This is a genomic window from Zooshikella ganghwensis DSM 15267 (genome assembly GCF_000428585.1).
Lineage (GTDB): Bacteria > Pseudomonadota > Gammaproteobacteria > Pseudomonadales > Zooshikellaceae > Zooshikella > Zooshikella ganghwensis.
Map to the genome: position 1 here is coordinate 26,629 of NZ_AUAF01000026.1, position 21,563 is coordinate 48,191.

A 21,563-nucleotide genomic window follows, 5' to 3' on the forward strand; every position below is an offset into this window, starting at 1 on the left:
AATAAAGAGGAAATCGGTCATGCAACATGAGTGGTATTATCACTGCCATAAGCCACGCACTGCTGCGGACTTATTCAATGTTGAAAACCAACCGGTTATTCCACCAAAAGTCGTTGATAGTTTAACAATCAGTTTGTCACTCACTGTTAATGGATCAACGGTGAACATTCCAGGTGGTAATATCAAATCCGTTGATGTAGCGCTTAATCGAGCAGGGTTCCATGGTTATATTGCGTTCTGGATAGGTACAGAACGCAAAGCAGATGACGTTCTACCGTTGGTTAATAATGATGCGCTTATGCAGTTACGATTAACGATAGAACCCGCGATTGACCGTAATAAACGTATTGAGCCCTTAACCCTACAGGGTATTGTCACTGAAAAGATGCTGGAGGAACAGCACTATCATGACATTCGTAATCAGCCCGTATTGTCGCGTTATTACCAGCTTTGGTTTAGCGATGCCGCGAGTGCATTATGGCACCAGCATTTTCCTTGTGAGTTATGGGTGAATGCTACCATGCAACAGTTAATCGATAAGCAGTTAAACCCTGCGATTAAAGTGAATTACACGCATCAGGCATTATCAGTCAAACAACCAATGATAGCGTTAGGCTTGGCAAAAACAGATGGATATCGATTAATTCAATCGGGCCCACAAAATAACGCCAGTTTTTATGATTTTTTATTGCAGTACCTTGATAGTGTGGCTGGTCATTGGGTGTATGAGTATCAACAACAACAATACCGTATTTTAGAAAAGCTTCCAGAGCCTGCCAGTGCAGAAGGTTTTTTAGTGCATGAATTACAGCAGGTTAAAGTACATTGGCCATCGCAAACGCGTTATCAGATTCGCTTACGGAATGGTATTGCAGACGGCGCCAGTACCGATGTGTTAACACAACAACACGCATATAAGGGACTGTATCAGGATATTTTATATCGGCAACCCATTCCAAGTGCGTTAAAAGAAGTAAAACAGTACTATAATAAACAACTCACCGCTCATGGTGAGGAGCTACATATCACCTGTTGTCAGTGGCCATTGCAGACTTATTACCCTGGTTGTGTATTTCAGATTGTTAAAACGGGTTGGGAACAAAAATCTATTTTTGCACAGCAAAAATACCGTAGTTATCAGTTACGTATTATGGTGGAGGCTGTAGATAGTGATCAAGCCAATGATTTAGATAGTGATGTAACACAGTATGCACTGATTTATTTAATAAAGGCAGAACGCTTACAGAACTGCCGACAACGCTTTCCTGACTATACTCCAGTCAATTATCCTATGTATGTTGAAGGCATTATTCTGAGTGAAATAGGTGATAAAAAAGAAAAAACCTATCAGTTGCATAAAAATCAGCAGACATCACAGTATGAATATCAAGTACACATTCCACTATGGGATAAAAAAATAATGGTGTTATTTGAACCAGAGGCGTTAACACCACATTTTTTTTTCCCATTGTACAAAGGCACACACGTATTATTGGCCATTGATTTATATCGTGCGACCATCGTTAAAGTTTTAAATTGGGGGACAGGTGTAAAACTCCCTTTTGATCCACAAGGTAATCATATTGTATTTGGTAAAAAAAACGATGATCAAACAACCGTAAAATATGATTATCAACAGAATAAACCGGTATTAAGTATCAAGCGACAAAAAGCAAAAGACACCGAATTAATACAGTTAGAAGAAGGCACACTCATTTTACAAACCGCCGAAGAATAATTATTTAAAACCCAATCTCACGATAACAGTTAAACGAGCTGAGAAACATTATGCCTAAATGTGTATGCATGGGGGCCACAATGCAATGTCCCTTTGGCGATATTCCTGCACCACTCACGGTAACACCACAAAATCGTGTTCTGGAAGGTGCAGTACCAGCCGCGAATATCTTAGACCATAAACCGTTAATGAATATTCCCACCTTTGGTTTATGTAAATCGTTGGCAAATCCTGCGACCGCCGCCGCGACTGCCGCCGCATGGGGGGTATTGACGCCTATGCCATGTATTCCGGCCACGGTTGCTCCCTGGGTACCCGGAGATCCTACCGTGCTATTAGCAGGTTCACCCATTTTAACGCAAGACAGCAAACTGATGTGTATGTGGGGTGGCGTTATTCAAATTAATCAACCTGGACAAATAGAAGTAGAGGCCGTTAGATGAATAAATCAGCATTTACGACAGGAATCGTTCTGGTTGTGATCAGTTTAATTAGTGCAGAAACCTTTATCTTGTTGCGAACGATTGTACAATTAGAAACAATGGTTTCAGATGCCATGTTAGCAGCACTAGGAAAATTATGTCTTATTGCTGCTGCTGTTATTTTTTTAGCGCTCGTCATTTATATGTTGTACAGCTATATCAAAGCGTATCAAGGTTACCACCGAAAATTAATTATTATCGGTCATGATCAACCCGATAGTAATCAACTGACGAAGCTATACAGCCAAAAATATGGCGATGAAGTCGTAGAGCCTGTTATTGTACCTAGTTCATTTATTGGTAATGTATTGCCAAAAACCAGGCTCCAATTACAGCGTGTCAGAGGCTCATGGTTTTTCCCAACGGCCCATATTATGGTGACGTTTAATGCTAAACACTTGCAAACACTCAGTGATGAAGAATTACGCACGCATTTACATGATATTCGTGCCATTCTTAAAGATTTAACGTGGTGGCAAAAAGATGCAAGACTACTTGTGGTTGTACATAATATGGAATGTTTTGAGGGGTATCACCTTTTTGAAAAATATGGTATCGAAGATACTCCGTGTTGGCAGTTAGGTCACGGACAACAATTCAGTCATGAATTTGAATATTTCCGCACTGAAGCACTTCATAAACAAACGAAAATGAGTGCGAAAGATTTTATAGCATTGGTTAGCTTTTTTTACACAGCAGAATGCGCTATTCGAGCTATTGATACCACATTCAACCACTTTAATCCATTGGCACACAATAATTATATAACCCGCTAACTCTTGAATATTAACGAGTAATACGATATCTCACCTGGTGGGAGTATGATCAATGAATTTCGACCAGCTAAAATCAGATTTTATTAACACGTTGCACGTTAAAGGTGGGTTGGATAACGTATCGCCGGCACAGGCCAAACAGGTTAATGCTGCATTTCAGCAATATGCAATTGAAGCTTTTTATCAAGACTTAAATAAAAAAGCCAAAGTGGAAGCCACACATTTAGCTAAAGTAGTTCGTGCCGTTAATCGCCATGATGCGCATGTTGCACAAGTGACGAGCTTTATGACGGAGCTACTCATCAGTGGTATTAAAACTATACCCGCAATTGGTGGTTTTGCGGGTCTTGTTCATAAAATGATTAATAACCCATTATCAGGCACCTGGCAGGTGGTGCGTTGCGGTTTTGGTAATGAACGTTTTGGTACTGATGGGTTTAACTTGTTTGGTGATGCTAAAAACAATGTGTGGTCTCCACTAACATATAACACCAGTAACCCTGATGGTGCTTATGGTTTAAGTGGCATGAATCTGAGTACGGGTAATGCTACGCTGTTTCAAAGTGATCAGCGTAAACGTTTTGAGCAATTTGAGAGTGAGTTAGCTAATCTGATCAGTCCTGTGATCAGTGATAAGCTCGGCATAAAAAATATTCATGGTGCTTTTAAAAAAACACCCATAGAATTAAAACAACAACCTCACTTTAACGCTGGCGATTATACCACAGACGCTTCGGTTAGAGTCTATTTGGCTTATCAACGCCGGCCTAAGTATTTTTTCTTCCGTGCGCTCAGCAGTATCATTTTAGTAGATATTAATGATCATGATGGTATTAAGGATATTCTGTCAGGGAGTTTTTTAAATGATGAGGGTATCATCGTTGACCGAGATGAACTTAAAAAACGTGTTAGCACTCTGGGTAAAACATATATTTCAAAACATAGTCCGGTATACCATATCCTGTATAAATCCAGTGATACAATACAAGCCGTGTATAAACAGTGTTTGGCAGAAAAAGGGCGATTGCAGATAAGTGATAAGCAGGCAATTAATTCAATTATCACACCGGTTCGATTGAGTGAAACGCTTTTAGTAAAAGTAAAATATTTGAGTTATTGGGAGCCACTGGTAGGCCACCGATTTTTCAGCTCAGCGCTGGATACCTTGGTTAAATCAATGATTGAAAAACATTACCGGTTTTCCATGAGCTTATCCATGTCAAATATCGGACAACGGTTAGCAATATGCTTGGCATTTTGTGAGGAGTTGTTACTCAGTTATTTAGGTACAACAAAAATGAGTCTATTACCGCCCACTGCGTTATATCTGGATGCTGTTAGTTACGTTATTGATGATTGTGCAGCCAGTGCGGCGGACTTAATGCATAAAAATAATAATACCGAACGCCAAAAATGGCGAGATTGGTTTTATCTGTTTTTGCTTAAGCTACCGGAAGTGAATGTATTTTTTGATCGTTGTCAACAACAAGGGCTTCTGAATCAACATAAAACGTTTTCAGGTAAACAAGTGGTGGGCTTAAGTCCACTCGTTAACCCAAATTTATTAGGTGTCGAATTTAGCCCCTATCCACGAAAAACACTGACTTTTGATGGGATTGGACAACACGAATCTGAGATAAAACAGTATTTAGCTCCCATTGTAGTACCGGCGAGTGATAAACTGAAACGACCTAGTTGGGAAAAATATGCCGCAGCACATGATCGGGTTTATAAGCCTATTGAAATTGATGGTAAATCGTCAATTCCGTTATGGGAAGACATTGTGTTATCGGTAGACAAAAAAGAACACTATATCGAATCGGTACAGAACCCATGGGCACGGTATAAAACCTTTTACGATTTGATACAGTACAGTGGTGAAATCAATCTAGATGAATTAAAGCTGTTAATTAAAGGACAGCATGAAGTGATTAAAGCCATTTTATGCCATACCGGTATGCGTAAAGAAGTAATGAGTAAAACAAATAAATAAAGCCAAAAAATATATACCCATAAAGAAGCATGACATAATATGTTATCCTATTAAAAACGTTGGTTACTATTACTTGTCTTAACGCACCAGTTTAACCCTGAAAAAATGAATTGCTCTGGGTAGAGTGATGCTTATTATTTCCCTCCCCTTAAAAAGGGGAGGGTTAGGGTGGGGATATTATTCTATATTAAAGCTGAGTCGTTGCGGTATACCCCAACCTTTTCATTTCCTCTACAAGAGGAATGCTTTTATGTAAATATTAAGGAAGTAAACCTGGTGAATAATGCCATACATGGAGCGTTAGCGCATTTATGTGTTGATGTCCAAGCACAGCCCACATTTTCACATAATGACTTTAAGCTATTAGTTAAGCCCTTTACACATTGTCAAGCACTTGTCGTTGGCTACGGTTGTAGTCATTTATTGTATAAACAGCAAAAAATGTTACGTGGCTGGCAACGGGTTATGTATTCCCCCGGGTGGTATTGGCAGATAAACAATAACTATAAACAGTTTAATGAACAGCAACGGTATTTATTACCACTTTTAACTAATACCCTGGACCGATCAAAACCAGTTGTATTAGCAGGGCATTCAACAGGTGCCAGTATCAGTTTGATGTTGTCGGAGGAATTACTTAAACATAATTTTATTATACAAGAATGGGTAGGTTTTGGTTGTCCACGTATGTATAAAGGTCAACAGTATTGGCAAGGTTTTCCCTTGACCAGTTATCAATACGGGAATGATATTGTTCCCTTACAGCTCCCTATTAAATGGCCTTTTCAACAACCGGTTAAACTAACTAAAGTGGGGTGTGGTTTTAATATAAAGCCTAATTGGGGAGATCATCAGTTAGAGAATTATGTGAATGCGTTAAATTAAAAAATAAAATTTAATTGGTATTTGAAAGGTGTCTATGAAAAATATAATATATAATTTCTTTGTTATTAAAAATTAAATACATTCTATCTAATGTTGAATCTGCTGGAAATTATTGCATCTGATACAATCATTAATCAGGCATTTACATGGTTGTGTAAAAGACGCGAAAATGGCCATCATAATGATGATATCTGGCACTTACGCTTCCATTGGCAACAGTTAAAACCTGTTATTCAACAAGCGTTAATCAATGAAGACTATCAATTTAGTCCATGCCAAGCGGTATCAACAAAAACGGTGACTATCTCCCACTGGTCAGCACAGGATGCACTGGTATTAAAAGCCATAGCGTTGGTGCTGTCGGAGGAATTAAAACCTAAACTCAGTCAACACTGTTTTAACTGGAGCAGCTTGAGGTATTAATTGACGATACACGTGTTATTGCATTAATAAGTCGTATGCTTGATCGGATAGATGATGTGAATGGATATTTAATGAGTGCCACACAAGGTATTACTAAAAGCTGCCCATTATCACCTTTATTAGGTGCCATTTATCTTTCACCTCTTGATGAAGCGTTAGAAAATTTTGCAAAAAAAGATCAAGCCATTTATGTACATTTTATGGATGACTGGGTTTTGCTTTGTAAAACACGGCACCAATTACGTAATGCAGTGAAAACAATGAATGTCGTATTAAATAAATTAAAGGTAACCAAACACACTTTTAAAACGTTTATAGGTAGAATGATTAAAGGGTTTGATTTTTTAGGCAATCGACTAAATACATCAGTCAACGTTTTACACATCGCCTGGATGACCTGGGTTAATCATAAAAACAAAGTGGCTCAGCTTTATGAGCAAGGTGCTGATTTATTGAGCATCGAGCGCTATGTTAAGCGATGGTTAACGTGGGTGAAAGGTGGTTTGAGATTTGATGTAGAGCTGGCTGATAGGCTATTTCTTGAGGCTAGTGGGGCTGGCTTTTTGCTGAGAAAGTGAAAAGTGGATGTCTCTTTTTTTCTTTTTATGCAAGATGAATAGATTGATAATTACTTTATGAAAAAATATATCTTAGGTTAATAACACTTGACTAAGGGACATATTATGGCGGGTAAAAATTATGATTGGTTTGGCCCAATCTCAAGTCTAAATAGCTGCTTACAAATGCCAAACCGTTATACAATAAAAGACTTATACGATCCCAGGCGTTGGAGACTTAATCCCTTGAATATATATGAAGGTGTGCAAAATCTTCGAGAAGAGAGTGCCACACGGTCAAATTACCATACCAGCTCGAAACATGGTGCGCATAATACACTAACCGATGCAATGGCAAGAGTTTTTCCAAGGCCTACATCAGATCGTAGGCCTATGAGTTGTATGAATAACAAATATACGGACGAACCTGTTGACTATCAGGGACGTCAAGGAAGGTTTAATTCAGAAGCATGGGAAGCATATTCTTGGAGGATTGCAAAGAGGTGGTTTGAAGTGGGCATGCCAAATGATTGGAGCGTTAAGTGGTGCCATCGTAAACCTAACAATGATAATCCGCACAGCTCATGGAATTCTTGGTTATTGTTTCCAAATGCTGACGTAGGGATAAGTATCGAAAATAACGGACATATAGGTAATACTATCATTACAGAAGTTTCATGTGCTAAAGTGGCTATAAACTATATGCCCTCCGATGATGGAACCCATGGTAATACCATAGATGCATGGAACGGTCAAATGTTTCCATGTCATCGACCAGCAGATAATGGTGATGCACCAGTTAGACTAGATGATAGAGTAACATTAAGATGTACAAATCTAGTCGGAACAGTTCAGCCAGGCCACATAGGTATTCGATTTAATGGTTATATATTGGAAATAATACCTCCAACCGGAGCACTAGACTACTTAAAGTACTGTTTAGGTGCCTCATGATTAATGAGGGAATGATATGTTTTTCACATCGGTTGAAAAAGCACGGTATGGAAGGGGACAGCCACTATTTTATAATAATTAATTCCGCTTAATCGTGCCTCGCGCACGCGACAGATACTTAAACAGTGGGCGAGCGTAGGAGGACCGGATTCTACTTTTCAGTGTTAATTAAACAAACACGCGAGCAGGACCAAATTGGACAGTGCCTCTCATTGAAAATAAAAATCTACAAATGACTCACGATGATAAAACTTTGTATATGAAAACCTTAAGTAATAATTCACTAAACTACAACAGACAAAAGAACTAAAATCAGCAAGTTTTATTTAAGAGATAACACGGCTTAATAAATACAATTGTTACCTGTAAAATAAATTCTTTACAATATTATGTGACGAATATAACGATAAAATCAAATAAAGGGCGAACAAATTGAAAATAACCAAAAATAAAACAACATCTATATTCTCAGCTCTTAGCTTAGCTCTAACAGTAAACTCCTATGCCGCACACATTGTTATTGATCCCGCTATGGAAATTGTCAACATACAAACAGCAATTAATAATGCAGAATCGGGGAGCACCATTAAATTTAACCCAGGGATTTATAACCTTACCTCAGGTTTTGTTATAAAAAAAGACAACCTTCAGCTGTTGGGTGAAGGAGCGATTCTCAGAAAAGTATCGGGGGACAATTATACTGCTATTGTAGTGCAGAGTAATTACAACGTCATCAGTGGGTTTACTATTAATGGAGGCAAATCGGATGGTAAAACTATACAGGGGGATGGGATTTTTGTTTACGGACGGCACAACGTGATCGGTAATGTACGTGTGCACGATAATACCGGACATGGTATTGGTTTGGGAGGGCATATTGATGACTTACCTTGCGGTGGCAATAAAGTCGTGAACTCAAGTGTCTTTAACAATCACATGATTGGGATCTCTGAATATAATTGCTCCAATAATATCATTACAGGAAACCATGTTAATGATAATGGGCTAGAAGGCATCACCATCGATGTGGGTTCGCACCGTAATATTGTCAGTGACAACCGACTTCATGCCAACTGCCAACGTGGGGGCGCAGGCGGTATTGGTATTGACCAAGCTGAATTTAATATCATTCAAGGCAATATCATCACCGCAAGCCAAAATAAATGTGGTGGGATTAAAATGAATAATAGGGAAGGGCACTCACGTTATAATGTTGTTAACAGTAATGTGATTTTAAACAATGATGGCCCAGGTGTGTGGCTGTCAACCTATGGTGAGTACCGATCAAATCATAATACTTTGACAGGGAATGTATTTTCTCAGAATACAATCAGTATCGAAATGGACGAATTGAGTACCAATAATGTCACTGTTGGAAATATAGTCAAGAAAGAAGAGAGTGAAGGCGAATCGTTATAGAAAACAACTGAAATTAAATACTATGCACAAATCATTTAAGTTCCTCCCCCTAGTTGAAGGGGGAGGTTAGGAGGGGGTAGGAAGGTTATTGATTGAGCACTGTGGTTGTCTGAAATAAACCCCACCCTAACCCTCCCCTTGCGAAGGAGAGGGAATATATTTGATGCTTGACTGATTATTAAAGTCTAAGGAAATTCCCTTTTAGTAAAACTCTAATTAATAATAATTGCCAGCCACTGGTGGAACTTCGAATCCTTCCACCTTGTTAAAGGGATTAAAGTACTACGTATATTCTACGTAAGTATGCAGTACAAAACTTTTACGCATCTTCTCAACTTAGCATCTATTTCATAAATATTTTCTTGTAAATGATGAACCCATAGATTAATGCTGACTTATTTGTTTTTTTTAGACATAAAGGTCTGTATAGGAATGAATGGTCTTATTAAGTGTTATGTTTAAAATTGGATAGAATTATAAGTATAATGTGTATCTTAACTTTATTGACTTTTTATATAGCGATATGGAATAGATATATGCAACAAAGTCATCAATCTACTTTTACTCGAATAAAACATTTATATTCATGAGGGCTTTGTATGCGTTGAACGGTTATTAAACAGTTTAAAATTCAATTTATAAATCTTGATATGTATTTACAAGTAAGGAAAATGCTCCGAGATATTCAATTTGTTATTTCAGTAAAGCATAGATACATCTACACGTCAGTTTTGATTGTAGTCATAGCTAAGATTAAAAATTATACAGAGTTTGCTTCAATCTAGAGCCATATAGCTAGTGAATTTCTTTATAAAGACATCCTTGCGTGTGAAAATCTAATTATTTAATTAATCACTTTTTTAAGTTTTTGTTAAAGTGATTGATTTTCCTTTATTTTGTGTTGATTTTTGTTTTGGTTTATATGACTATGGTTTTACCGTTAAGGCTAGACGGTAAATAATAAAAACAAGGAATGTATATATGAATATAAAGATCAAATTTACTTTGAAATCATTAGCGTTAGGCTTGTTAATTGCTGGCAGTAGTGCGAATGCGCAAACAGATACTTTTAGTAGTAATGTACTTAGTGTTGATGATATAGCTGCTGCAGCAAATAGTTTCTCTGTTTCTAACCTGGCAACTGCTGCGGAATTTTCATCTATTACTGATTTAAAGGTACTGGCGGCAAATACAGTATCATTTGATTATAACTTACCAAATGATGGTGAACCTGGGAAGGTGCTAATTTGGTATGAAGCCATGGATGTAGACTTAACAAGAAAGCCAGATTTTTCCATGAATTTGCCAAATCATAAAGGTAATGACTTTGTCTTAACCGATCGTGGCATTAACTTTCAACAAGGTATTTACACCATTGCCATTACAGCAGGTCAGGCTGATAACACGGTAGCTGCAACCAAAACAATGATTGTTGGGCAGCCAGCACATACGGGCAGAAGTACCCTTTTTGTCAGTGCAAAAACTAAAGGGAGAATTACTGCTGTATATAATAGCCCTGCTAATGTAGTTGCAGATCAAAATATTACCTGGTTTAGACTATTTGAAGGGGAAAAACTGGTAGGTGGTAATCTTATGATTCAACAGACAAGACCACCATCACGCTCATCAGGCCTTGTTTCAATGGAGTTTGCTCCTGGCACCTTGATTGATGGACAGACTTATACATTAGTATTAAATCCTGGTCCTACTACGCAAGCAGTATCAGCATCATATACTTTCCAGTACACTTTACAGTGAACCGATACTGAGTAGGTATTAGTAAATCATCCCCTTCTCTTTTATACAGAGTAGGGGATGTGTAATTAAGATACTAAGGACGATACTTACCTTCCAAGTTATCACTTAATAATGTGTCATAACAAGGTGTATCTTTGCTTTTATTTTTGCATGCATCTTTTAGCATTTGTAAGCCTTTATTAAAGGCTTCCACTAACTTGGGACCATCAGCCGTATTTTTACTGATGATAACGTGATAGGCACGGACATCGAGAGGTTTAGGGTGATTTGTTAACATGTTTTGTGCCGCTGGTGGTAGCTTATTGGCAATAATTTCATAACCAACTTCCATTGTAGCTGGAAAAATGTCAACTTTATTATCGAGTACTTTTTTTAGATTGTTTTCATCTTTTGCTGTGCGATATACTTTAATGGTTTTGTTTTCTTCAGCTTCGTCAAACTCTTTGCCATAGGAATAGCCTGTTGAGGCACCGATTTTATATTTTTTTAAGTCCTCAATGGTATTCCAATCGAACTGAAAGTCCTTTCGATGAAAAAACACATCTTTTAATTCAATAATCGGATCTGTGAATAGAAGTGTTTCTTCTCGCTCTGCATTTTTACCCCAGCCGATAGAGCCAGCCCATTCTTTCCCTGCTTCAGCTTCTTTAAAAGCACGCTTCCAAGGGAAAAATCCAAATTCAACTTTAACACCCTGCGTTTTGAATGCTTCTGAGACAATGTGGCTCATAACACCATAGTGCTTATATTTCTCAGACATGTAGGGTGGCCACTCACCATTGGTTAATTTAACCAATGATTCTGAATAGCCATTCAATGAAAAAACAGTTAGTGTTACAAATAGTAGCTTTTTGATTATTGAAGTGTGCATGTTATGGTTACCTTATTAATTTATAGGTGTTAAACAAGTAATCAATCTATAATCTTAAAAGTGTTTGTAATTGGTATTCATGAGTTTAGACCATCTAAAATCTATTGATTTATTCTTATAGAAGAATTTTCATTTAAAATTCCAGTAGCGTAAACTGAGCTGAAACTTTGCCTAAAATTTATTTGTATGATCGTTAAATACTTATATATAGTTATCATTTATTTGCTTATGGTAATGCCCGTACAAGGCGGTGAAGTGGTGACCTTTTCAAGTGGGGAATGGCCTCCTTTTCTTTCGAGTTACTATAAAAAGTATGGTGCTGGTTCTCATATTGTTACAGAGGCATTTAAGACTCAGGGTATTAAAGTTGAATATCGTTTTTACCCATGGAAGCGATCAATGGAAATGGCTAAACAAGGCAAAGTGGATGCAACCCTACTTTGGTCTAAAAATAAGGAACGAGAAGCCTATTTTTATTACAGTCTCCCCGTGATGAAATTAAGTCATGTATTTTTTCATCGGGTTGATATGGAATTTGAATGGAATACAATTCAAGACTTAAATGGCTATAAAATAGGAATAACCAGAGGTTACTATTATGGAGAAATGATTGATGAAGGTATAAAAAATGGCCTGCTGAATACTGAGATAGGAAATTCTGATTTAATCAACTTCAAGAAGCTCATTGCGGGTAGAATCCAACTATTTATTATTGAACCGGAAGTAGGCTATGAAATATTGAACGAGCACTTTACTAAACCAGTAAAAAGCTTAGTCACAAATAACCATCAGCCAATTCAAGAAAGAAAGTGGCATGTACTTATCTCAAAAAAGTCTCCTCGAGCACTCTACTGGCTAGAAAAATTTAATACTGGCTTGAGTTCCATTGAGCAGTCTGGGGTAATTGAAGAAATCATGGAGAATGTACTGCGTGGAAAATATCATCCAAATTACAAAGACTGATGGGGTTGATAACAGATGCCTAGTGGGCATCTGTATAGGTATAAGTTTATTACTTTTAAAGGAATTTAGTACTGTGCATTAAGATTGTTGAGTATTCACTCCAAGCACAAACTCGGCTTCATAGCCATAAGCTTGCTTTTGTGTTTTAAAGTTCAATAAAATTTCCTCTGTAAATAATATATCTTCATCATTCCGCACCCGTCGTTCAGTATTCTTATTGTACGGTGGTGCTTGATGTACTTGATCTGTCAGGTCATCAGGGAAATAAAGTTGAGTAGTAACCAGGGTTGACTGATTCAGGAGCACTTTTAAATGAATATGGTTTGCGCGGCCGGTATAATGTCCTGGGTAAATGGTCCTAAAACAACACTGTCCATGAGGATTGGTAATTTGTGTGCCACGTAGAAATTTTTCTCCTGTGGTATCGACATTGCCATCTTTGCCTTGCTCTGGAAAACCTGAGTAATAGCCAATTGCATCAGCATGCCAAATATCAACGATTGCATCTCTCATCGGAGCACAGGTTGCGGTATCGACAACGGTAAAATTTAAAAAAAGTGGTGCGCCAGGTTTACCCTCGGTAATATCATGACGGACTAATCCTGTATCTATATAGAAAGGTCCTTCTACTTGTTCTGGTGTAAATGTGCAGTTAGGGATATAGTTAGGTGCTTTCTTAGGTTGTGATAAACTTGAGGTTAGGTTCTGGCTGATGGCTTGGCCGCTTATGAGTGAAAATGAACCTACTCCGATTCCTTTTAGAATACTTCTTCTTTTCATTGTTTCATTCCTTGGTTTATTTGGGTAACTTTATGACGACTTCCAGTCCTCTGGGCGACAAGTTATTGAGTATTAATTGTCCTCCATGGTTTTGAATAATATCTTTAGTGATGGTTAAACCCAGGCCGATTCCACCTGAATTGCTATTTCGAGAACTTTCTAAACGAAAAAAAGGTTTTAGGACTTCATTCAGTTTTTCTTTGGGAATACCAGGACCCTGATCTTTAACGCTAATTTTTATAGAGTGTTCTGTTTCAAACAGGGAAACATGAGCTTGTTGACCATAGCGCACAGCATTTTCCAGTAAGTTTCTAACCGCTCGGCGTAAAGCAATCGGCTTGCATTTAGCCGTAATAGACTTATTCAAGTTCATTTTTATCGGCATACCTAAATCTATTAAGTCTATAGCAACACTGGATATTAATGAGGCAAGATCAACACTCTGAAATTGCTCTGTATCGGCAAGCACGCGGACATGGGTTAATGTGGTTTCTACCATATGTTGCATTTCTTTTAGGGTGAGTAACATACGGTCTTTATCTTCGCAGTCGGGAAGAAACTCAAGTCTTAGAGCCAGGCTGGTAATGGGTGTTCGCAGGTCATGAGATAATGCTGCAAGTAACTGGGTTCTGTCGTTTGTGAAACGTTGAATTCGTGTATACATCTCATTAAAAGCTTTAATCGTTTCCTGTAATTCAATCGTACCTTGTGGAGGTAAAGGCGGTAACGATTCGCCACGGCCAAACCGATGTGCATATTCACTTAGTAATCTTAAGGGGGAGGTAATGTGATGGGTAATTGCGGTGACGACAGCAATCATAATAAGTCCGCAAATTACTAAGAAAGTAATAGTACGATTTGTCGAAAGTGCAGAAAGCCGTGGTGGAGGAAGTAATGCTGCATTGAGCCATTGGTTATCGGTGATTTGAAAGGAGGCAGCATGGGTTACTTTTGAATTAGTAAAGATTTCTTCGTTAATCACTGGCCAGGACATGCTTTTTTTAATATTGTCGCTGAAGTCGAGTACATCAGGATCACACAGTAACCCTGCATGAAAATAACACGGCTCTTGATGCCAGACATAAAGTGTTTTGGGAGCGTGTTGGAAAATGGGTTGCCATTTTCCAACAGTTTTATTGATTATGGGCTTTTTTGCCAATGAAAAATTGATAATGCCAGTGGACGCGGCGTTAAGTACGAGTTGTCGTTGCTTTTTATCTAAAGTAGGAATTAATTGATTTAATTGATTGAGGCGATATTCAAATTCATTGATAAAATTTTGATTGATTTTTTTAAACTGTCGCTGCCCTATAACGACGGTACTAATAAACTGAGCAGCAACAAGCGCAAATAACATGAGTAAAATAAGCTGGGATGCAATTTTGCGTGGAAATAAACTCATTATGGATGTTGAACATCCGTATTAAAACTGTAGCCCCCTCCCCACACCGTTTTTATGAGGCTGGGTGTTTTAGGGTCAATTTCAATTTTTCTACGAAGGCGGCTAATCTGGTTGTCAATTGAGCGATCGAAAGGTGCAGCCTGGCGTCCTTGTGTCATGTCTAATAGTTGATCACGGCTAAAAATAACATGAGGTTGTTGAACAAATACTTTCAGCAGTCGGAATTCACCAGTGCTTAATGACACAACGACGCCATCATCTCGCACTAATTGTTGTTTATGTAAGTCAAACTCCCAGCGATCGAAATAAATAAATTTACTGTTTTTATTATCGGTAGGTGCAGAAGCGGGTTGTTGATGGCGTCTTAGGACTGCTCTTACACGTGCCAATAATTCTCGTGGATTAAAGGGTTTAGCCAGATAGTCATCGGCGCCCACTTCTAGGCCAACGATTTTATCCGTGTCTTCACCTAGAGCAGATAAGATAATTATTGGAATGTTGCTGTCATGGCGTACTTCGCGACAAAGAGTGAGCCCATCGTCTCCTGGCATCATTAAATCCATAATAATTAAATCAATAGAATCTTTAGCGAGCACTTCTTTCATTTGCTCACCATTTTCTGCCAAGCTCACTTCATAGTCTTGTTGCTTTAAATAGCGACCGATTAGCTCCCTAATATCACTATGGTCGTCAACAACCAGAATCTGCTGTTTCATAACTGCTTTTTTCGCTATGTCGATAAAATTTCCTAAGAATTACTGATTATAAGAAAAGCTACAATCGCTGTGAAAGCATATAATTGTCGCAATTTGTCGTAATTTGCTTCCATACAATTTAATAAGCTTATGACAAAGTTTTACGACAGACGCATGTTCTAATTGCTGGCATTTATTAAGATCTTCCCTTATACCTCCCTTAAATTGAATTATAGACTGCAAAGTCAAAATCTCGCTTTGTTGAGGAACGCTTTTTATGAGTGCAGTGCATAATGATCAAGGAAATGTTCAGCAGAACAAGCCATCCCGCCAACTAGCAGGACGAGCAATTCCTCCTCATCACGGTGAAGGTAATCAAACAACGTCAAAGGCAAGTCATAAAAGTATTCTTGTTACAGTATTTCTCGGTTTGCTGGTGCTCGCTATTACCGCAAGCATTGCGGCTTACTGGCTTGTTCATCCTTCCAGAATTCCAAAGCGACAAATAGAAGTACATCCTCCCATAGTAACAACCATGAAAGTCGGAGAACCTAAGGCTCAGCCTATTATTTCCGGTTTTGGTCATGTTGAGCCGATCCATAAAGTAACGGTAAACCCTGAAGTTACGGCAATGGTTAAACAGGTTTCAGCAAAGCTGTCGCCAGGCAACGGGGTAGAAAAAGGCGATGTTTTGGTTCTGCTTGATGCGAGAGAATATCAAACAGCACTGCGCAAAGCGGAGGCTGCTTTGTCCATTGCCAAGGCAGAGTATCAGCAGGCACAAGGCTTAAAGGATAAAGCGACTAAAGAATTCAAGTTTTTAGGGGGCGATATGACCCCGGCGCAGCGGGCTTTGGAACGCTATGAACCGCAGCTAAAAGCCGCTGAGGCGAAACTGGATGAGGCTAAGGCAAATGTTGAGCTGGCTAAGTTAAATGTTGAACGTACGATATTAGTTGCACCTTTTAGTGGTGTGATCAGCCATAAACAGGTTGAAGTAGGGCAGCGGGTCACAACACAGCAGTCGCTATTTACGATAGTGGATACCCATGCTTTTTGGGTTAACGCAGCCATACCGGCTGATGTATTGAACTGGTTGTCATTTGGGGCCGAGCAAGGGAACAATGGCTCATCGGTTGAAGTAGCGTTAACTTCAGGGACCGTAAAAGCGGCAGTGAGTCAAACCAATATTCGTAATGGTATTGTTTGGCAGCGCTTGCCTGCATTAAGCGCTGATTCCAGGCAAGTTAATATTTTAATTAAAGTGAACAATCCGTTAGGGACAAAGCCTGTAAAGGGTTCTGTATCGGAAAAGCAAGCTTTAACACCCTTGTTTATTAATGATTTTGTGGCATTAAGTATTCAGGGACCTGCATTGGAAAATGTGTTTACCTTACCTGAAGGTATGCTTCGGGATGGCAATGTAGTCTGGCTTTTTGATGAAAAAGGACGGTTAAAAAAGCAGGCTGTTAATGTCGTATATCAACAAGGTCAACAGGTATTAGTGAGTGGTAATTTAAAACCAACAGATGAGCTTATATCAAGCCACCTCAGTGTTGCCATTGAAGGGATGCCTCTGCGCAGAGAGGCTGAAAAGCAAATGACGGCACAAAAAAATAATACTGTGTCTATAACCCCTCAACAGCCGTCTATAATCCCTCAACAGTTGTCTGTGCCTGAGCAGATAAAATTTCTGGCTGGAGATAAGTCATGAGCCAGAACAAGGCGAAAGGCGCTATTGCCTGGTTTTTACGGAATACCGTAGCGGCTAACTTATTAATGTGGGCGTTTTTGGTGGGCGGTTTAACCGTCACCTGGCAAATTAAGAAGGAAGTTTTTCCTGCTTTTTCACTGGACGAAATTTCCATCACCGTGAGTTACCCTGGCGCAGCGCCTGAAGCAGTTTCTCAGGGGGGGTTGTTAGCGATTGAAGAGGCGCTGAGTGGTGTAAGCGGCTTAAGTGATATCTCTGCTACTGCGAAAGAAGGTAAAGCGTCAGTGACCGCTGAGCTGCAAAAATCTGCCGATGCGATGGCTGTCTACCAAGATGTAAAGCAAGCCGTTGATCGTATCACAACATTTCCTGAAGGGGCTGAGCAACCACAGATTACATTAGCATCTAGAGATCATCAGGTAGTTGACCTAACTCTTTATGGTGAGGCCAGTCAACAGGTTTTGCAACAATATGCCAGTCAAGTTAGGCGCAAATTATTAGCAAACCCCTCCATTACCAAAGTCGACTTGTCTGGAATGAAAGATTATGAGGTGGAGATAGCATTACCCCTCAGTAGTATCGAGCGATACGGTTTAGGTCCAACTCAAATAGCTGAAATTATTAAGAAAGCGTCAGTAGATGGTGCAGGAGGTAGTCTGTATGCAAACTCTGGCGAGTTAATGCTCAAAGTAGATGAAGAAAAACAGTGGGCAACTGATTATGCGGCTATTTCTGTAAAAACCTTGGCGGATGGTTCTGTCATTAAGCTAAGTGATATTGCGGTCGTTAAAGAAGATTTTGAAGAGTCAGCAGATGCACAAGGTTACAATGGTTTTCCGGCAATTATTGTACAAGTGTATCGGCAAGGGAATGAGTCCCCTATGGCTGTGTCAAGTGCGGTACAGTCATTGTTACCTACTATTCAGGCGGAATTGCCCACTGGCTTAACTTTAAAAGTTACCCGAGACCTGACGGATGTTTTTCAGGAGCGCCTAGATTTATTGTTGGGTAATGCTTTTATTGGTTTGGTATTAGTGGTTATTGTATTGGGGTTATTTTTACAATGGCGTCTGGCCATTTGGGTAACAATGGGGATACCTACGGCATTTCTTGGGGGGATGTTATTGTTACCCGTGATGGATGTTTCAATCAATATGATCTCCATGTTTGCATTTATTTTGGCGCTAGGTATTGTCGTGGATGATGCGATTATTGCTGGCGAAAATATTTATGCTTATCAACAGCAAGGTTACTCTTTTTTTGAAGCGGCTTTGCTCGGTGCTAAATCGGTAGCTATTCCTCTCTCTTGTAGTATTTTAACGAATATTATTGCATTTTCGCCATTGTATTTTTTACCTGGATTTTTAGGGAAAATATTCCAAGTAACGCCTCTCGTTATTGCGGCTGTTTTTATTGTATCTTGGATTGAGGCATTATTTATTTTACCTGCGCATTTGGCAGCGATAAAATCTTCCACAAATTCAAACCCTAGTCTTTTACAGAAAATACAGTTGCGAGTGGATAAAATGCTTAATTATTTTATTCATGGTATTTACGAACGGGTTCTAAGTCGTTGCCTGCAGTATCGTTATTTATCTTTATTGTTGTTTATTTGCATTTCCGGCTTGGTGATGAGTTATTGTGCCAGTGGACGCATGGGGTTTAGTTTAATGCCGCGTGTCCAAAGTGATTATTTACTGGCAACAGCCATTGTACCCATTGGTGCTTCAGCAGAGTTTATCCAGGAGGTAGAGCAGCAAATGGTCAACGGCGCCAAACAGGTAAAACTGCACAATGATGTGATTGACGGCATTAGTACCAAGGTTGAAGAAAATACCATTGAAGTGCGTTTGATGTTGCTTACAGAACAACAAGCAGAGGTGGATTTACAACAATTAACCCAGCAGTGGCGGGCTTTTGTAGGCACTATTCCTGGCTTGGAACAGTTAAAGTTTGAAGCGGATGCTGGGGGACCAGGAAGGGGAGCTGCGCTGACCGTAGAGTTATCTCACCAGGATCAAATAATTTTAGAGCAAGCCGCTCAACAATTAGCTGCTGAGTTAGCAGGATACGCGCAAGTAAAAGACGTCAACGATGGTGTTTTACTAGGGAAGGAGCAATTACGTTTTAGGCTATTACCTGCAGGCGAAAGCCTTGGCTTAACGCCAGAGATGGTTGCTCAGCAAGTCAGAGCCGCGTTCTATGGTGCAGAGGCTTTGCGTCAGCTCCGTGGTGAAGATGAAGTCAAAGTAATGGTTCGTTTACCAAGAGCGGCACGGGAATCACTATCTACATTAAATCAACTAAAACTGCTGACGCCAAGCGGCCACTTTGTGCCTTTAAATCAAGTGGTAAGTGTCAGTAAAAGCCGCAGCTATCAACAAATAACGCGTAATAATGGACAACAAGTATTACAGGTAAGTGCGAATATTGAGCCTATTTCCCATACTCAGCAATTATTAAATACCTTGCAGCAGGAAGTATTTCCTATTCTTAAGCAACAATACCCAAATTTATCCATTAGTTTAAGGGGCAAACAGGAAACTACACAAGACAGTATATCAAGCTTAATTACCAGTAGTATTATCGTACTAATTGTTTTGTATGCAATGCTCGCTATTCCGTTTAATAGTTACAGTCAGCCATTGCTGGTATTAGTGGCAATTCCTTTTGGTTTGATGGGTGCTGTCATTGGCCACATTATTATGGGGGAAAGCTTAAGTATGATCAGCATACAAGGTATGGTGGCATTAAGTGGGGTGGTGGTTAATGATAGCTTGGTATTGATTGACTATGCTAATAAAGTAGCGCGAGAAACGACCAACAAATTTGACATAATTATAGCTGCCGCTAAACGTCGTTTTCGGCCAATTATGATGACAACATTAACTACATTTGTGGGATTGGCACCTATGATGTTTGAAACGGCGGCACAAGCGAAGTTTTTAGTACCAATGGCTATCTCGCTTGGTTTTGGGGTCTTATTTGCAACAGCCATATGCTTATTACTTCTGCCATGTATGTATATCATTTTGGAAGATGCGAAACATTTGATGAAACGGGTGCAACGCCTCACCGGGAGGAGGGCAGTTGCCCAAGTCTCAGGGACTATTGCATAAACTGAGAGGGAAAATTTTAAAATAAATATATGAGGAGGAACGTTAGTAACGTCCTCCTGTTTCAACAGTGTCTAAAACACCATCGCGAAAAATTAAAAACTTTAAAAACTGACCTTTTTTGCCATAGGTCCACTTTTCTACGATGACCTCTTTTTTAGAAATATGAGTTCTGCCCGTGGTTTCATTATAGTCGGGGTTGGTGTAACGAATATGAGCTCGCTCTTCTGTTACGCGGGTACCTAAATATTCTTTTTGTAAAGGCTCGCCACAGGTTAACAACACTTTAGTTGTTGAATCTCCCGATTTAACCAGTTTACTGCCACAGCGCATAGTGTCACTGTAGGTGTTGGCTGAAAAACCTATGCACACAGCTAACGCCAGTAAGCTGAGTGATTTGCTGATACTTTTGCTGATCATAGGGAACACCTACTTATTGTTTAAAAAGTGATCTAAGTTTAGCGTAAACAAAGACTTGGGGGAACCCGATTCATGTAACTTTGCAAAGCTTGCCTGCTTTTTAGACAGCGAGTAATCATTTTTTTCTAAAAAATAAGGAGGTTAGTGCTTTCGTTTTCTTATAAGCCAACACGTGTTTGAATAAAAACATCTCCAACAATAATTGACGAGATTATATTGCTAAAATTATGCTTGGTTAAGCACTGGTTGCTGGCTTTTTTTATTAATTTTTTTCCTGAAAAATTATCATTTGTAAACAAGCTGACTTTAAAACCCTCAGGGATAAAAATTCCAGAAATACTGTTGTCGTTGATACCTAGGCTCTATATGGATTCCTAGGGGGTTATATCAATAGCTCTACTAGATCATTAAGTAAGCTTTTTCCTCGGCACTTTATATTGTACACAAACTCAAATAATGCTAAATAAAAAGGTAGTTTTTCTTGAGAAATACCTCGATGAGGTCTTAACCATGAGCGTAGTAATGACCAACAACCTTCAATGGTGTTAACATGTACTTCGTGAAAACCATCCCCATCTTCATCACGAGCATACTCCCCTTTCCCATGACAAACGGTT

The 21,563-nt window shown here is 39.1% G+C and carries 18 protein-coding genes and 1 pseudogene; 13 read left to right on the forward strand and 6 right to left on the reverse strand.

Translation table 11 applies throughout. The features are described from left to right. Positions 1-19 precede the first annotated feature (19 nt). From F607_RS0108270 to F607_RS0108315, 10 genes are all read left to right on the forward strand, one after another. Positions 20-1,738 (forward strand): hypothetical protein, encoded by a 1,719-nt coding sequence (locus tag F607_RS0108270; protein ID WP_027707724.1) that lies wholly within the window; start codon positions 20-22, stop codon positions 1,736-1,738. A gap of 68 nt (positions 1,739-1,806) precedes the next feature. Beyond that, positions 1,807-2,181: a DUF4280 domain-containing protein gene (locus F607_RS0108275; protein ID WP_268967636.1), complete on the forward strand. Its 375-nt coding sequence runs from the start codon at positions 1,807-1,809 to the stop codon at positions 2,179-2,181. Beyond that, a complete protein-coding gene (locus F607_RS0108280) occupies positions 2,178-2,996 on the forward strand; it encodes a hypothetical protein (protein ID WP_027707726.1) in 819 nt (272 codons plus the stop codon). Before F607_RS0108275 ends, F607_RS0108280 begins: the two co-directional genes overlap by 4 nt. 52 nt (positions 2,997-3,048) lie before the next feature. Next, complete coding sequence (locus tag F607_RS0108285; RefSeq protein ID WP_027707727.1) at positions 3,049-4,989, forward strand: hypothetical protein; 1,941 nt, start codon at positions 3,049-3,051, stop codon at positions 4,987-4,989. Between the two features lie 276 nt (positions 4,990-5,265). Continuing rightward, positions 5,266-5,874: a lipase family protein gene (locus F607_RS0108290; protein ID WP_157365405.1), complete on the forward strand. Its 609-nt coding sequence runs from the start codon at positions 5,266-5,268 to the stop codon at positions 5,872-5,874. Between the two features lie 90 nt (positions 5,875-5,964). Continuing rightward, the gene (locus F607_RS0108295) at positions 5,965-6,297 is read left to right on the forward strand and encodes a hypothetical protein (RefSeq protein ID WP_027707729.1); all 333 of its coding nucleotides are present in this window, start codon (positions 5,965-5,967) and stop codon (positions 6,295-6,297) included. Positions 6,298-6,332: 35 nt separating this feature from the next. Beyond that, on the forward strand, positions 6,333-6,875 hold the full coding sequence (locus F607_RS0108300) for a reverse transcriptase domain-containing protein (protein WP_084611161.1): 543 nt from the start codon (positions 6,333-6,335) through the stop codon (positions 6,873-6,875). A gap of 105 nt (positions 6,876-6,980) precedes the next feature. Next, complete coding sequence (locus F607_RS0108305) at positions 6,981-7,808, forward strand: hypothetical protein (RefSeq protein ID WP_027707731.1); 828 nt, start codon at positions 6,981-6,983, stop codon at positions 7,806-7,808. Between the two features lie 432 nt (positions 7,809-8,240). Next, the gene (locus tag F607_RS0108310; RefSeq protein WP_027707732.1) at positions 8,241-9,227 is read left to right on the forward strand and encodes a right-handed parallel beta-helix repeat-containing protein; all 987 of its coding nucleotides are present in this window, start codon (positions 8,241-8,243) and stop codon (positions 9,225-9,227) included. A 981-nt stretch (positions 9,228-10,208) separates the two neighbouring features. Next, a complete protein-coding gene (locus tag F607_RS0108315; RefSeq protein ID WP_027707733.1) occupies positions 10,209-10,985 on the forward strand; it encodes a hypothetical protein in 777 nt (258 codons plus the stop codon). 73 nt (positions 10,986-11,058) lie between these two features. On the opposite strand, the gene F607_RS0108320 is transcribed toward F607_RS0108315, so the two are convergent. Continuing rightward, positions 11,059-11,856, reverse strand: a complete 798-nt coding sequence (locus tag F607_RS0108320) for a substrate-binding periplasmic protein (protein WP_051311125.1) — start codon at positions 11,854-11,856, stop codon at positions 11,059-11,061. 186 nt (positions 11,857-12,042) lie between these two features. Between F607_RS0108320 and F607_RS0108325 the strand changes: the two genes are divergently transcribed. Further along, complete coding sequence (locus tag F607_RS0108325) at positions 12,043-12,819, forward strand: substrate-binding periplasmic protein (protein ID WP_051311127.1); 777 nt, start codon at positions 12,043-12,045, stop codon at positions 12,817-12,819. Between the two features lie 78 nt (positions 12,820-12,897). Here F607_RS0108325 and F607_RS28720 read toward each other — a convergent pair whose 3' ends face one another. From F607_RS28720 to F607_RS0108340, 3 genes are read right to left on the reverse strand one after another with little or no spacing between them, the layout of a single operon-like run. Beyond that, positions 12,898-13,599 (reverse strand): intradiol ring-cleavage dioxygenase, encoded by a 702-nt coding sequence (locus F607_RS28720; RefSeq protein WP_051311129.1) that lies wholly within the window; start codon positions 13,597-13,599, stop codon positions 12,898-12,900. Between the two features lie 16 nt (positions 13,600-13,615). Then, positions 13,616-15,001: an ATP-binding protein gene (locus F607_RS28725; protein WP_051311131.1), complete on the reverse strand. Its 1,386-nt coding sequence runs from the start codon at positions 14,999-15,001 to the stop codon at positions 13,616-13,618. Then, entirely contained in the window at positions 15,001-15,717 is a 717-nt protein-coding gene (locus tag F607_RS0108340) for a response regulator (RefSeq protein ID WP_027707736.1), read from the reverse strand. Before F607_RS0108340 ends, F607_RS28725 begins: the two co-directional genes overlap by 1 nt. 256 nt (positions 15,718-15,973) lie before the next feature. Between F607_RS0108340 and F607_RS0108345 the strand changes: the two genes are divergently transcribed. Together F607_RS0108345 and F607_RS0108350 are read left to right on the forward strand one after the other, a co-directional pair. Beyond that, entirely contained in the window at positions 15,974-17,410 is a 1,437-nt protein-coding gene (locus F607_RS0108345; protein ID WP_027707737.1) for an efflux RND transporter periplasmic adaptor subunit, read from the forward strand. Further along, positions 17,407-20,529, forward strand: a complete 3,123-nt coding sequence (locus F607_RS0108350) for an efflux RND transporter permease subunit (protein ID WP_027707738.1) — start codon at positions 17,407-17,409, stop codon at positions 20,527-20,529. The genes F607_RS0108345 and F607_RS0108350 overlap by 4 nt, the downstream gene beginning before the upstream one ends. A gap of 42 nt (positions 20,530-20,571) precedes the next feature. Here the strand turns inward: F607_RS0108350 and F607_RS32660 are convergent, their stop codons facing one another. Together F607_RS32660 and F607_RS34580 are read right to left on the reverse strand one after the other, a co-directional pair. Further along, entirely contained in the window at positions 20,572-20,946 is a 375-nt protein-coding gene (locus F607_RS32660; protein ID WP_051311133.1) for a DUF2845 domain-containing protein, read from the reverse strand. A 382-nt stretch (positions 20,947-21,328) separates the two neighbouring features. Next, positions 21,329-21,563, reverse strand: a pseudogene (locus tag F607_RS34580) (IS1595 family transposase); the annotation flags it as partial.

Bases quoted from the DNA above. Each gene is read 5' to 3' on its own strand.
- F607_RS0108270 (WP_027707724.1), top strand. From the start codon at position 20: ATGCAACATGAGTGGTATTATCACTGCCATAAGCCACGCACTGCTGCG.
- F607_RS0108275 (WP_268967636.1), top strand. From the start codon at position 1,807: ATGGGGGCCACAATGCAATGTCCCTTTGGCGATATTCCTGCACCACTC.
- F607_RS0108280 (WP_027707726.1), top strand. From the start codon at position 2,178: ATGAATAAATCAGCATTTACGACAGGAATCGTTCTGGTTGTGATCAGT.
- F607_RS0108285 (WP_027707727.1), top strand. From the start codon at position 3,049: ATGAATTTCGACCAGCTAAAATCAGATTTTATTAACACGTTGCACGTT.
- F607_RS0108295 (WP_027707729.1), top strand. From the start codon at position 5,965: ATGTTGAATCTGCTGGAAATTATTGCATCTGATACAATCATTAATCAG.
- F607_RS0108300 (WP_084611161.1), top strand. From the start codon at position 6,333: ATGCTTGATCGGATAGATGATGTGAATGGATATTTAATGAGTGCCACA.
- F607_RS0108305 (WP_027707731.1), top strand. From the start codon at position 6,981: ATGGCGGGTAAAAATTATGATTGGTTTGGCCCAATCTCAAGTCTAAAT.
- F607_RS0108315 (WP_027707733.1), top strand. From the start codon at position 10,209: ATGAATATAAAGATCAAATTTACTTTGAAATCATTAGCGTTAGGCTTG.
- F607_RS0108320 (WP_051311125.1), bottom strand. From the start codon at position 11,856: ATGCACACTTCAATAATCAAAAAGCTACTATTTGTAACACTAACTGTT.
- F607_RS0108325 (WP_051311127.1), top strand. From the start codon at position 12,043: ATGATCGTTAAATACTTATATATAGTTATCATTTATTTGCTTATGGTA.
- F607_RS28720 (WP_051311129.1), bottom strand. From the start codon at position 13,599: ATGAAAAGAAGAAGTATTCTAAAAGGAATCGGAGTAGGTTCATTTTCA.
- F607_RS28725 (WP_051311131.1), bottom strand. From the start codon at position 15,001: ATGAGTTTATTTCCACGCAAAATTGCATCCCAGCTTATTTTACTCATG.
- F607_RS0108340 (WP_027707736.1), bottom strand. From the start codon at position 15,717: ATGAAACAGCAGATTCTGGTTGTTGACGACCATAGTGATATTAGGGAG.
- F607_RS0108345 (WP_027707737.1), top strand. From the start codon at position 15,974: ATGAGTGCAGTGCATAATGATCAAGGAAATGTTCAGCAGAACAAGCCA.
- F607_RS0108350 (WP_027707738.1), top strand. From the start codon at position 17,407: ATGAGCCAGAACAAGGCGAAAGGCGCTATTGCCTGGTTTTTACGGAAT.
- F607_RS32660 (WP_051311133.1), bottom strand. From the start codon at position 20,946: ATGATCAGCAAAAGTATCAGCAAATCACTCAGCTTACTGGCGTTAGCT.